We start from the raw sequence: 13525 nt of genomic DNA on the forward strand, positions 1-13525 counted from the left end.
GACTCTAACGTCATAGTAGACCTACTGCTCTTAACATACCACCATTGTTTTACTTAGGGCTCTATAGTGATGGATTCTTTGGCGTGGTGGCAGGGTACGCCATCTATCCGTTACTCATCGTTCCCGTGCTTTTGCTGATGATCCTATCCGGACTAGCCATAGGCCCGGAAATGATGGTCGCCTCCTTAGCGCGAGACGTCACCGTTGAACCGTGCCCTCACGGCACTTGGAATGTCGCGCTTTTAGGCGATCTGGAACCGCTGGCAGCGAATGATTTGCAGCATAGTGTGATCTATCGCTCGGAGGAAGCGATGGACACTATCGCTGAGTGGATTTCGCGCTATATCGTTCGCGCGTCACCAATGGCGACTTCCTTGAGAGCGTGACGGAAAGCTGACTGACTTCAGTCTCCAAAGCCAGTCGTCGGGATATGCTAGTCAATCAGATCAAGGAACGGGAGCTTTTTTGGGTTCCTAGTAAACAAACCCAACGACCGATTTTGAGGCCAATACCGGTCGAGCGCTCGGTTTGAGCCGATGTCATTTATCGCCATGATAGCATCCAGGGACGGGCAGACCGAAGTCGCCAGACGTTTGCATTGCGATGAGACCAGCCAGCACCACACCCAATCGCCACCGATTCGGATGCCGTGCCCGCCGCAATCTCACCCCCGATAGAAAAGCATCGCCACCGCCGCGATCACGACCGACACGGCGATGGCGATCGGCACCCAGCGCCGGCTGAACGCCTGCGCGTCGAGATGATAGGCGACCAGGTCGAACCAGTAGCGACCCGGTTCCGCCTCGCGCAGCGCGCCGATCCGGCGGAAGCGATCGAACCACCAGCGCTCTACACGGTCTTTCGGCACGAAATCGATCGCGTCTTCGGGCGACAGCGCATGCTGCGCCAGGAAATGCGCCGCCACCGGCCCGCGTACGCGCCGGACGGCGGCCGGAAGCTGGCTCACCGTTTGCGGCCCTGGTGACGGATATTGGCTGGCCGGCCGCGCCGCTTGATCACCCGTGCCGGTCGCTTGTCGCGCTCGGGCGCAGCGCCCCTGCCGTCGACCATCTCGAATCGAAGCGCCCCCGATACCGGATTGGCCTCGGCCAGTCGCAGCTGAAGCCGCTGGCCGCTCGCATATTCGGTACCGGACTCGTCCCCGACCAGCCGCCGCCCTGCCTCGTCATAGCGGAAATATTCGCCGCCGATGTCGCGTACCGGCATCAGACCGTCGCCGCCGATGCCCTCGACCGTCGCGAAGAAGCCGAAATTGGCCACGCCGGTGATCCGCACGTCGAGTACCTGCCCCACCCGTTCGGCGAGGAAGGCGGCGACATAACGGTCGATCGTGTCTCGCTCAGCCTCCATCGCGCGGCGTTCGAGCATCGAAATGCTTTCGCCGATCCGGTCCATCGACGCTGCCTCGCCCGCGGTCAGCCCGCCTGGCCCGAGCTTGTAGGCGTCGACCAGCGCGCGGTGGACGATCAGGTCGGCATAGCGCCTGATCGGCGAGGTGAAATGCGCATAGCTGCCCAGCGCGAGCCCGAAATGGCCGTGATTTTCCGGCCCATAATAGGCCTGGGTCTGGGTGCGCAGCACCTGTTCCATGATCTGCGGGCGGAAATCGACATCGCCGACCTTGTCGAGGATGTGGTTGAACGTCGCCGGACGCACCACCTGGCCAAGCGCGAACTCGACGCCGAAGGTCTTGAGATACTCCTTGAGCGCGACCAGCTTCTCGCGGCTCGGCTGTTCGTGCACCCGGTACATGACCGGCGCCTTCTTCGCCTCAAGCGCCTTGGCCGCTGCCACGTTCGCGGCGATCATGTAGTCCTCGATCAGCTTGTGCGCATCGAGCCGCTCGCGCGGTGCCACGGACAGGATACGCCCCTTCTCATCGAGCACCACGCGTCGCTCGGGCAGGTCGAGATCGAGCGGGTCACGCTTCTCGCGCGCCTTGTAGAGCGCCTTCCAGCATGCCCAGAGCGGCTTGAGCGCGACGTCGGTCAGCGGGTGCTCGATCGTTCCGTCGATCGCGGCCTGCGCATCCTCATAGGCAATGTTCGCCGCAATCCGCACGATCGCCCGCGTGAAGCGCCAGCTCTTCAGCGTGCCGTTCTTCGCGATCTGCAAATGACACGCCAAGGCAGCGCGATCGACGCCCTGCTTCAGCGAACACATGTCGGCCGACAATTCCTCGGGCAGCATCGGCACCACCCGGTCGGGGAAATAGACGCTGTTGCCGCGCCGCCTCGCCTCGCGATCGAGCTCCGACCCGGGACGGACATAGAAGCTGACATCGGCGATCGCGACGATCGCCTTCCACCCGCCGTCATTGGCGGGATCGTCGTCGGGCGCCGCCCAGACCGCATCATCATGGTCGCGCGCATCGGCCGGGTCGATCGCGACGATCGGCAGGCCGCGCAGGTCTTCGCGTGCCTCGCCTAGTGGCGTCTGCGCCATGCGCTCAGCTTCTTCCACCGTCTCGGGCGAAAAGACATTGGGGATGCCGAGCTTGTGGATCGCGATCAGCGAGAAGCTGCGCGGCGCGAACGGATCGCCGAGACGCTCAGTCACCCGCACCGTGATCCGCGGCGGGCGGCCAGCCTTCTCAGCGAGCACCAGGTCGCCGGTCTCGGCACCGCCGGCGTCTGAGACCATGAACTCGCGCCGTTCCTTCTTCTCGACGCCCTGCAGCCAGAGCTTGCCCCCCTCCTGGTGCAGCACGCCCAGCACAAGCTCCTCGCCGCGCGCAAGCTGCTTCATCGGATGGGCGATCCAGCCGTTGCCGGCTTCCTCGGTTCGCGCCAGCACCCGGTCACCTACGCCCAGCGCGCCGCGCTTGCGTTCGCGCACCCGCAGGCGCGGGGCTGGCGCATCCGAATCCCAGCGCTCGGGCACCGCCCACACATTGCCACCGTCGTCGACATCGGCGATGCGCAACACCGTTACCTTGGGTAGCCCGCCCAGTTTGTGAAAGGCACGGCCGGGGGCGCTGTCGATCAGCCCTTCGTCCGCCATGTCCTTGAGCAGCGCCTTCAGGCCGATCTTCTCCTGCGCGGTCAGGCCGAAGGCGCGCGCGATCTCGCGCTTGCCGGCAGGCGTGGCGGACGAGGTAATGAAGTCGAGGATCTGCTCGCGTGTGGGAAGGCCGGACGAACGCTTTGGCTTGGGCATCGATCGGAGATAGGGGTTTACGCGCTCCTCGTCACCTGCCCGCGCTGCTTCAGGATTACGCCGGCCCGCCAATAATGGAAGATCGCCCAGGGCGTCGCCACCGCGAAGACGAACATCGCCCAGCGCAGCGAATCCTCACCGAAGCTTGGCCGAAGCAGATCGCTGATCTGGCCGACCAGGGTCGGCCCCAGGCCCAAACCGATCAGGTTGATCACCAGCAGGGTGATCGCCGCCCATAGCGCCCGCAGCCGCATCGGCGCCAGGCCCTGCAGCAGCGCGAAGGTCGGGCCGAGATAGCTCGACGCGAACAGCAGCGCGAAGAAATAGGCGCCGACCGCGATGTTCGGCTCATCGAGGAAATAGAAGATCAGGCTGAACGGCAGCGCGATCGTCTTCAGGACAGCGACCATCCAGCTTTGCCAGTGCAGCCCCCGCTTCTTCGCCAGCCGGTCAGCCAGCATCCCGCCGGCCACGCCGGAAACGGTCGCGAAGATCGCGCCGATCGGGGCGATCACCCAGGAGATAGTCAGCAGCGGCAGGCCCAGCGACCGCTGGATGAAGCTCGGCCCCCATTGCGCATGGCCGTATCCGATCAGCGAGGTCAGCGTGACCGCGATCACCAGATGACGGGCCGCCCGGTCGCGCCAGATCGAGGCGAAGCCCGCGCCCAGGCTCGGCATTGCCTCGCGTTCCTGCTCGGCCTGGTTGCGGCCGTCGGACAGGCCGCGGCGCGGTTCGATCACGAAGAACCAGACGATCACCGCGAGCAGCAGCCCCGGCAGCCCGACCACGAACATCGCGTGGCGCCAGCCGTAGAAATGGCCGATCGTCCCGCCGATGATGGTGCCGAACGCGGCGCCCAGCACCACGCCCAGCGAATAGATCGCCATCGCGCTGGCGCGTTCGTGCGGAGCATAGAGATCGGCGATCATCGAATGGCTCGGCGGGCTGGATCCGGCCTCCCCCACCCCGACGCCGATCCGCGCGAACAGCAGTTGGAGGAAACTGGTGGCGAGCCCGCAGATCGCGGTCATCGCGCTCCACAACGCAAGCGACAGCACGATGATCTTCTTGCGACTGGTCCGGTCAGCGAGGCGCGCCACCGGAATGCCGAGCCCGGCATAGAAGACAGCGAAGGCGAAGCCCGAGAGGATGCCGAGCTGCGTGTCGGTCAGGAGCAGATCCTTGCGGATCAGCTCGAGCAGGATCGCAAGGATCTGCCGGTCCATATAGCTGAAGAAATAGACGAAGGTGAGCAAGGCAAGCGTCAGCCGGCGGCGCCTGATCGCCAGTGCGTCGGCAGTTTCAGAGGCGTTTTCTGGGGAGGAAAGAGCCATGTCGGGAAATACTCGGTTACAGGCGAAAAAAGGCCCGCCGTCCCCGCGAGCGGGACGGCGAGCCGAGGGGCGTCAAAGGAGCATCAGAACTTCTTCGATAGGCCGATCTTGAAGTTACGGCCCAGCGCGCTGCCGGTGAACGGATCGTAATTGTAATCGAGCCGCGCGAACGACGGGTCGCGATCGAAGATGTTGAGGACGGACAGGGTCGCGATCGTCTCCCAGGGCAGGCGGACGCGCAGGCTGAAATCGAACGTATAATATTTCTCGATATTGGCGCCCTGAGTCAGGATCGGCGAGCCTGCGATATCGACGCGCGGTGCGAACGGGCCCGAATTCGTGTCGGCGCGCTGGTCGTGATATCCGTCGATATAGGTCGCGGTCAGCCGTCCGTCGAAGATGCCTGCGCCAAGATCGATAAAGGCCTGGCCCTTCCATTTCGGCACCGGATAAGCGGTGGTCTGGAAATTGAGCTTGCCGCCGGCGTCGAACGCCTTCTGCACGACCACGCCGTCGACCGGCTGGTCGGCGGTCTTGTATTCGATCGTGTAGGTCGCGGTCACGCCGGCGCCGAAGCGCACGGCGCCGACATCCCCGCGATAATTGGCGGAGAAGTCGAGGCCCGAATTGGTGACGCTCGCGCCATTGATGACCTTGGTCGAGATGCGCGCCACATTGGTGATGTTGCACGCCCCGTTGAAAGTGAAGCGTGCCTGCAGTGCTGCAAAGGCGGCGTTGCCGCAGTTCGCCGCGCCGGTCGATCCGAACAGCGTATTGACCATGCCGGCGACCGGCTCGAACACGATCGAATCCCGCAGCTCATAGCGGAAATAATCGATACTGGCGGTGAAACCGCCGCCGTTGAGCAGCACGCCACCCGAATAATTGGTCGACTTCTCGGGCTTCAGTGCTGCGTTGCCGGCCACGTCGACCGGGCGGAAGCTGGTACCGACGAGCTGAAGCGAGGTGACCGAGCCCGGCAGGAGATTCTCGTTGCGCGGGCCGCGGAAGGTGGTGCCCACACCACCTCGGAAGGCTAGCCACGATGTCGCCTGGAAACGCAGGCGCGCCTGCGGATTGAAGGTTGATCCTACCTGGCCGCCATAATCCTCGTACCGTGCCGCGAGTTGCAGGTTGAGTGAATCGAAGACCGGTGCCTGAAGCTCGGCATAGGTCGCGATCACGTCCCCCGATGCCTTGGCGTTCGCGTTGGTGCCGAGAAAAGCCAGGGCACCGGTCGCCGGCGGGTTCACGCCGCCGACCGTGTTGGGCAGGCAGGAGCCCAGATTGCCCGTCACCGGCGTCTCGCGGCAGGGATTGTTCGCCAGGTTATTGTTGTTGCCATAGCGGATCGAATAGGTGTCGCGGCGATATTGCGCCCCGACGCCGAACTGGACGTCGCCGCCCGGCAGCGAAATCCCGGTCTTGCCGCTGATGCTCGCCTCCCCGACGAACAGCGACGTATCGGCCTGGCTGAACGACTTGACGAAGAACCAGCGCGCAAGCTCCGCCGAATTGGCCACCGACGAGACATAGTTGGGGTTGGTCGCGCCGGTCGCCAGGTTTGACTGGACAGCGTTGCCGAACGGGTTGAGCCACAGGCATCCGTTCGCGCCGGGCGTCGTCCCGGTACAGTTCGGCCCGCCAAGTCCGCGCAGCGCGAGCTGGACTCGGTCGCCGAACGCATCATAGCCGTCGATATAGCGGTAATAATGATGATAGGTCGCGTTGACGTTGAAATCGAGGCTGTCGGTCAGCTTGCCCGACAGCGTGGCGGTAAATCGCGCGGACTCTGACTTGCGCTCGCCGATCGAGGCGCCGGGATCATTCTCGTCGCCAGCGAACATCGGGTTGCCGCCCGTCAGGAACGGCCGGTAGAGCAGCGTCGGGAACAGCGCGCCGATCGCGCTCGCGGGAAGCGCGGTCGGGTTCTGCAGCCGGTACTGGATATAGCCGGGGTTGTTCGCCGGCACGAAGAAGCCGCTCTGCGTGATGCCCGTCGCGGCGGAAGGCGACTGGGTCAGCAGATAGGAGGGCGAGGTGCGGTAATGCGGCACCGTCGATCGGCCATACAGCGCGGTCACCTCGAGCTCGATAGTCGGGGCGACATCAACGCCCAGTTCGACATAGGCTTGGCCGCGCCGTTCGGTATCGACCAGCGCGTCATACACGCTGTACTGGGTCGCGCAGCGATTCTGCGCGGTGATCGTCCCGCCCAGCGGCACGCAACTCGCATCGGGGGTGAAGCCGGTGATCGGCGCCCCGGTCGGGCCGAGCGCGAGGAAGGTCGCCGGGTTGCCGCCGCCGGTGTAGCCGCCCTCCGGATTGACGGCGAACGGCTGCACCGCGAACTTGCGGTCCCGCGCCAGCAACTCGCCGCGCGTCTGATAGCCCGCGGCGATCAACACCCTGAAGCCATTGCCCTGATGGCCGAAGCTCGCCGAAATATCGTAGTCGCCGACGCTGTCATTGATGAACTTGTGGCTGCCCGCGACGAGAAAGCCCTTCTGGTCCGACTTGCTGATGAAGTTCACCACGCCGGCGACCGCGTCCGACCCATAGGTCGCCGCCGCGCCGTCCTTCAGCACCTCGATCCGGCCGATCGCCGCCTGCGGGATCATGTTGATATCGACTGACGGAATACCGTTGCCGGCCGATACGAGGCGCTTGTTGTTGAACAGCACCAGGGTGCGCTGCGGCCCGAGTCCGCGAAGGTTGACCGTGGCGATGCCCTCGGCGCCCTGCGAGCGGCTGTCGAACTGGTTGGAATCGCCCAGCACGCCGTTCGACGTCGGCAGCGCCTTGAGCATCTCGACCGCGCTCGGGTTGCCCTGCTTCGAAAGATCCGCGGCCGAAATCACGTTGACGGGCAGCGCCGCGTCCTCCGGGGTCCCGCGGATCAGCGATCCTGTGACGACGATATCGGGTGTGGTCTGGCCGGCATCATCCTGGTCCGCCGCGAGGGCGCTTTGAGCGAAGGCCGGCGATGCAAGGCCGAGCGCGAGGGCCGAAAAGGCGCACGCGGACAAATACTGCTTCCTGAGCATATCTCTCTCCCCTTTGGGTCGGGACATTCACGATCCCGTACCGCAAACTCGAATTGATAGAGAGATTGACGTTACGTCAAGCAAAAGACTCGTTTCGAAACAGTACCCGTTTCATGGACGATCCCGCGAAACCCACGCGAAAGCGCCGGATCGGCCAGAACCTATATTCTAACTGGCTGTATCTCTCCGCCCGACGCCCACAAAGAAACAGGCGCCGCCCGGGTGGGCGACGCCTGTCCGGAGCATCAGGATCGAAGGATCAGTAGCCGTTGAGCCGCGCGAAGCGCTCGCGGTGATAGGCGGCATTGCCCCACATCGTCTCCAGCACCCGCGCCCGCTTGATATAGAAACCCGCATCATGCTCGTCGGTCATGCCGATGCCGCCGTGGAGCTGGATCATCTCCCTGCTGACCAGATGAAGCGTATCGCCCGCGACCGCCTTGGCCAGGCTCACCGCCTGGTCGACATCCGACCGGTTGGCGTCGATCGCCTCGAGCGCTCCCTCCACCGCGGACCGCATCAGCTCAAGTTCGGTGAACATCTTCGCCATGCGGTGCTGGAGCGCCTGGAAGGTCGAGAGCTGCTGCCCGAACTGAACCCGCGTCTTGAGATAGTCGTTGGTGGTCGCGAAGGCCTGCTCAGCCATGCCGAGCATCTCGGCGCAAAGCCCGGCGGTGGCCCGGTCGATCACCTTTGCCGTCAGGTCGGCACCGCCCAGCTTCTCGGCCCTGGCACCGTCGAACCCGACCTGCGCGTGGCTGCGCGAATCCGCCATGTGCCGCGCCGAGCGCGACACGCCCTCATCGCCCGAAACGAGGTACAGCCCGTCCACGGCCGCGACGACGAACAGCGTTGCACTGTCGCCTTCGGCAACGAATTCCTTGGTGCCGCTTACCTTGCCGTCCGTCACGCTGGTCGTGATCCGTGCCGGGTCGTGAACCGGCCCCTCGTCGACGGCCAGCGTGGCGACCACCTCGCCCGAGGCGATCTTCGGCAACCACTCCGCCCTGGCGGCATCCGATCCGCCCAGCACGATCGCGGTCGCCGCGGCGGCGGTCGACGCAAGCGGCGACGCGGCAAGGTTGCGCCCGAGCTGTTCGAGCACCAGCCCAAGCGAGAGATAGCCGAATTCCGATCCGCCGAACGCTTCGGGCACCACGATTCCCGCCCAGCCCATCTGGCTCATCTCGGCCCAGGCGGCAGCGTCATACCCCGCCGCCGGCGCCGCATCCCGCATCCTGCGAAACGCGCCGACCGGGGCCTCGTTGTCAGCCCATTCGCGCGCCATGTCGCGCAGCATCGTCTGTTCGTCGTTGAGCACAGCCATTCTAAACTCCCTCTCCCCTTGGGGGAGAGGGCCGGGGAGAGGGGCAGTCTCTCGCGTCCGGCCCGATTGGTGAAATGTCTCGACTGCCCCTCTGCCAATCCCCCTCCCGCAAGGAGGGGCCTTGACGACTATTGGTGGTCGAGCATCCCCAGGATGCGCTTGGCGATCACGTTGTTCTGGATTTCGGTCGATCCGCCATAGATCGATACTGCCTTGCCCCACAGCCAGGTGCGGGTCTGGGTCAGTTCCGCCTCGCTGAAGCCCTCGCCTTCCCAGCCGAGTCCGTTCATGCCCATGATCTCGATCGACAGTTCGGCGCGGTCCTGGGTGATGCGCGCGCCGACATTCTTCATGATCGACGTCGCGGCCGAAGGCCCCTGGTTCGATTTCGCCTCCAGCGCGGCTCGACGCAGGGTCAGGGCAAAGGCCCTGCTGTCCATCTCATGGCGGACGATACGCATGCGCAGGTCGCTGTCGTTCACCCGCCCCTGATCGTCAGTCCCGCGATATTGCTTGGCGAGCGCGCCAATCGAGGTCCCGCCGAACAAGCGGCTGAGCGATCCGCCACCCGACAGATTCTGCCGCTCGTGCTGGAGCAGCCGCTTGCCGATCGTCCAGCCCTCGCCCTCGCGGCCGACCAGATTGCCCTTGGGCACCTTCACGTCAGTGAAGAAGGTCTCGCAGAAGGGCGACGCGCCCGAGATCATCTTGATCGGCTTCACTTCGACGCCCGGCGAGGTCATGTCGATCAGCAGGAAGCTGATGCCCTCATGCTTTTTCGATTTGTCGGTCCGCACCAGCGCGAAGCATTTGTCGGCCCATTGCCCGCCCGAGGTCCAGGTCTTCTGGCCATTGACCAGATAGTGATCCCCCTTGTCCTCTGCGAACATCTGAAGGCTGGCCAGATCCGATCCGGCGCCTGGCTCCGAATAGCCCTGGCACCACCGCACCTCGCCTTTCGCGATCGCGGGGATATGCTCCAGCTTCTGCGCTTCGCTGCCATATTCCAGCAGGGTCGGGCCAAACATCATGATGCCCATGCCGCCGATCGGATTCCAGGCACCGATCCGTGCCATTTCCTCGCCCAGCACACGCGCCTGCCCCCGGTCCAGCCCACCCCCGCCATAGGCAGCCGGCCAGGTCGGCACGCCCCACCCCTTTTCGCCAAACGCCTTTTTCCAGGCGGCCTCGTCGTCCGACAGGGCGGTCGGCCCTTCGACCGTCGCCATCGGGTTTTCCTTGCCCTTCAGCGATGGCGGGAAATGCGCATCGAGCCACGCGCGCGCCTCCTTGCGGAAGGCGTCGAGCGGGCTGACGCTTGCGTCGAGGTCGGCGGCGGTCGCCATATATGCTCTCCTTCGAAACCGAATCTGAATTTCGGGTATGGTCGAGCATGTGGCACAGATCGCAAGGCAAGCAAAGCGGGTAACGCCGCCCATGAGGCCGGACGCACTGCGCCGCGCACGGCCCTTGCAGGCCGGCGCGGTCGCACCGTGAATACCGCGGGGATACCACGGACGGCTCAGGCTCCTCGGGGGCGGCACCTGAACCGCGGGGAGATTATTTCAGCAGCGAGAGCACGCCTTGCTGGCTCTGGTTCGCCTGGGCGAGCAGCGCCGTCGATGCCTGGCTCAGGATCTGGGCCTTGGCGAGCGCGATCGTCTCGGTCGAGAAGTCGACATCCTCGATCCGGCTGCGCGCGTCGGTCAGGTTGCTGACATTGCTGGTCAGGCTGCTCACGACCGATTCAAGGCGGCTCTGGCCTGCGCCGATCGACGAGCGGGTCGTGTTGACCGACAGCAAGGCGGCATCCAGGGAATCGAGCGCGCTCTTGGCGCCGGTGACAGTGGAAATGTCGATGCTGCCGACACTGGAGAGGTTCAGCGCGGTGATCTTCAGCGCGACCTGGTCGGCCGAACCCGAACCGGTCTGGATGTTCACCGTGACGTCGCTCGCGCCGAACAGGGTAACGCCGTTGAAGTTGGTCTTCGACGTGATGTCCGAAAGTTGCGCCGCCAGCTCCTTGACTTCGACCTGCAGGTTCTTGCGGTCGTCGTCGGAATAGGTACCCGACGAGGACTGGACCGACAGTTCGCGGACGCGCTGCAGGATGTTGGTGACTTCACCCAGCGCGCCGTCGGCGGTCTGCGCAAGCGAAATGCCGTCGTTCGCGTTGCGGATCGCCTGGGTCTGGCCCTTGATCTGCGAGGTGAGCGAGGAAGCGATGGCGGACCCCGCCGCGTCGTCCTTCGCGCTGTTGATGCGCTTGCCGGTCGACAGGCGCTCGATGCTGGTCTGCAGCGCCTTCGACGCCGCGTTCGACGCGTTGGTCGCGCGCAGCGCGGCAACGTTGGTTCCGATAACAGTCATATTCAGTCTCCGGACGTCCTCCCGCCGCCCCCAAAGCGATGGTTCGAACCGTCCAACAGGAGAACGGCAGAGTAAATGCAGGATTAAGCAGTTTTTTCAATCGCCGCGAAATGATCCGGAAAACTGCGGGTTCCGGAGACAATTGTCCTCTTGTCCTTCGGCGCGACCTTGGGCATGTTCGGCGAATGTTCCGCCGGCGCCCGCGCCGTCAACAACGATACGTCGTGGCACGCGAACGATCCCGGGGGAGTGAATGCGTTTCGAACATCGAGCCGTACCGATCGTCCTTGCCGCGGTGCTGATCGACACGATCGGCTTCGGCATCGTCATGCCGGTCTTCCCGCATCTGATCACCAGCATCGGCCATGTCGATCTCGAACAGGCGACGCGGATCGCCGGCTATATGCTGGTCGTGTTCGCGCTGACTCAGTTCTTCGCCGGCCCGGTGCTGGGCAACCTCAGCGACCGGTTCGGCCGGCGACCCGTGCTCATCGCCTCGATGCTGGCGTTCGGCATGGATTACGCGCTGATGGCCTGGGCGCCGACGCTTGCCTGGCTGTTCCTCGGCCGCGCGATCGCCGGTATCGCGGGCGCGGTCTATAGCCCGGCCAGCTCGGTGCTGGCCGACGTTACCCCGCCCGAGAAGCGCAGCGGCGTATTCGGGCTGATCGGCGCGGCGTTCGGTATAGGTTTCATCATCGGCCCGGCGATCGGCGGCCTGCTCGCCGATTTCGGCCCCCGCGCGCCCTTCGTCGCGGCGGCGATCCTCGCGCTCGCCAATGCGACCGTGATGATCGTCGCGATGCCCGAAACGCTGGCGCCGGCGAACCGGCGCCCATTCAGGCTGCGCGATGCCCATATCGTCGGGGCTTTCCGCCCGTTGTTCCATGCCGGCAATGCGGCGCCCCTGCTTGCCGCCTGGTTCGTCTGGCAACTGGCGCACATGGTCTATCCCTCGACCTGGGCGTTCTGGGCCGCGATCCGGTTCAATTGGAATGCGAAGGCGATCGGCTGGTCGCTCGCCTTTGTCGGGCTGGTGATGGCGCTGGTTCAGGGCGGCCTGACCGGGAAGATCATTGCCCGGGTCGGCGAACGGTGGGCGCTCGTCATCGGGCTTGTCTCGGCCGGCATCGCCTTCCTCGCCTTCGCCTTCATCACGCAAAGCTGGCAGGCCTATGCCCTGTTCCTGGTGAGCGCGCTGTCCGGCATGATCTTTCCGGCGATGAACGGCCTGCTCTCGCGCATGGTCGACGCCTCACACCAGGGCGCGCTGCAAGGCGGGATCGGCAGCATGGGCAGCGTCTCCTCGATCCTCGGACCGTTGCTGCTCACCCAGGCGCTGGCGACGGGCGTCGACCATGGCTTCCCGGGCGCCGCCTTCCTGCTGGCGGGGATACTCGCCTTCGCCTCGCTCGGCATCATCGTCTGGAAAGTGCTGGACCGCGTTCCGCCGCCCAAGCCGACGGCCTAGAACGCCGGGCGTTCTGCCCGGCACGAACGGAAACAGACGGTACCGACTTCATGTGCGCCGCGCTGGAATTTACCCCGATCGGGCGAGGCCATCGATCGATTCCGGCATGCCGGGGCACCGGGCAAGCGTCCGGATTGGATCGATCTCTCCCGCCCGATCGATTGACCCCGTGCCCGTTCGCTCACTACCCTTGAGGATAGACGACCATATCGGTCAGGGGGAGCGGGACCATGGCCAGGATCATGTTCACACGGCATGCCGAAAAGCCCTTCGGGACGACCGCCGGCGTCGGCCTGGACGGCACGGCCAATCCGGACGATCTGATCGTGCTCGGCTGGCAGCGCGCGGGCGCATTGGTGCGATTCTTCGCGCCGCACGATCCGGCCAGCCTGTCGCCTGGCATCGCAACGCCGACCGCGATCTTCGCCTCGGACGCCGCCAGTCCCGGTGCCAGCCTTCGCCCGCAGCACACCGTGCTCCCGCTGTCCCAGGAACTGGGGATCACCATCGACACGAGCATCGCCAAGAAGGACAAGAAGGCGCTCGCCGCGGCCGCCATCGCCGCGGCGGCGGCTGGCCCGGTGCTGGTGGCATGGCAGCATGACGTCATTCCCGACCTGGTCGATCATGTCGCCGGATCGAAGATCGCGCCCAGGCCCTGGCCGGGCGACCGCTTCGACATGGTCTGGGTGCTCGACCAGGCGCCGGGCGCCACGACCTGGACCTTCTCGCAGGTTCCGCAGTTGCTGCTTGCCGGGGACAGCGCTCAGCCGATTACCTGATGATCCAGCGG

Annotated in this window: 9 protein-coding genes; 2 read left to right on the forward strand and 7 right to left on the reverse strand. The window is 65.0% G+C overall.

Features of this window, described 5'->3' with window-relative positions; genetic code table 11:
* Positions 1 to 664 precede the first annotated feature (664 nt).
* From NDN01_RS14830 to NDN01_RS14860, 7 genes are all read right to left on the reverse strand, one after another.
* Positions 665 to 967: a hypothetical protein gene (locus NDN01_RS14830; RefSeq protein WP_272622417.1), complete on the reverse strand. Its 303-nt coding sequence runs from the start codon at positions 965 to 967 to the stop codon at positions 665 to 667.
* Positions 964 to 3180 carry a ribonuclease R gene (rnr, locus tag NDN01_RS14835; RefSeq protein WP_272622419.1) on the reverse strand — a complete coding sequence of 739 codons (2217 nt, stop codon included), beginning with the start codon at positions 3178 to 3180 and terminating at the stop codon, positions 964 to 966. The genes NDN01_RS14830 and rnr overlap by 4 nt, the downstream gene beginning before the upstream one ends.
* A gap of 17 nt (positions 3181 to 3197) precedes the next feature.
* Positions 3198 to 4517, reverse strand: coding sequence for a spinster family MFS transporter (locus tag NDN01_RS14840; protein ID WP_272622420.1), 1320 nt, complete (start codon positions 4515 to 4517; stop codon positions 3198 to 3200).
* Between the two features lie 83 nt (positions 4518 to 4600).
* A complete protein-coding gene (locus tag NDN01_RS14845; RefSeq protein WP_272622421.1) occupies positions 4601 to 7564 on the reverse strand; it encodes a TonB-dependent receptor domain-containing protein in 2964 nt (987 codons plus the stop codon).
* A 259-nt stretch (positions 7565 to 7823) separates the two neighbouring features.
* Positions 7824 to 8891 (reverse strand): acyl-CoA dehydrogenase family protein, encoded by a 1068-nt coding sequence (locus NDN01_RS14850; protein WP_272622423.1) that lies wholly within the window; start codon positions 8889 to 8891, stop codon positions 7824 to 7826.
* 128 nt (positions 8892 to 9019) lie between these two features.
* Positions 9020 to 10237, reverse strand: a complete 1218-nt coding sequence (locus NDN01_RS14855; protein ID WP_272622425.1) for an acyl-CoA dehydrogenase family protein — start codon at positions 10235 to 10237, stop codon at positions 9020 to 9022.
* A gap of 214 nt (positions 10238 to 10451) precedes the next feature.
* On the reverse strand, positions 10452 to 11261 hold the full coding sequence (locus tag NDN01_RS14860; RefSeq protein ID WP_272622427.1) for a flagellin N-terminal helical domain-containing protein: 810 nt from the start codon (positions 11259 to 11261) through the stop codon (positions 10452 to 10454).
* 253 nt (positions 11262 to 11514) lie between these two features.
* Here NDN01_RS14860 and NDN01_RS14865 point away from each other — a divergent pair, with 253 nt between their 5' ends.
* Together NDN01_RS14865 and NDN01_RS14870 are read left to right on the forward strand one after the other, a co-directional pair.
* Positions 11515 to 12732, forward strand: coding sequence for an MFS transporter (locus tag NDN01_RS14865; protein ID WP_272622429.1), 1218 nt, complete (start codon positions 11515 to 11517; stop codon positions 12730 to 12732).
* Positions 12733 to 12962: 230 nt separating this feature from the next.
* Positions 12963 to 13514: a hypothetical protein gene (locus tag NDN01_RS14870; protein WP_272622431.1), complete on the forward strand. Its 552-nt coding sequence runs from the start codon at positions 12963 to 12965 to the stop codon at positions 13512 to 13514.
* Positions 13515 to 13525: the final 11 nt, after the last annotated feature.

Source organism: Sphingomonas sp. QA11 (assembly GCF_028473665.1).
GTDB lineage: Bacteria > Pseudomonadota > Alphaproteobacteria > Sphingomonadales > Sphingomonadaceae > Sphingomonas > Sphingomonas phytovorans.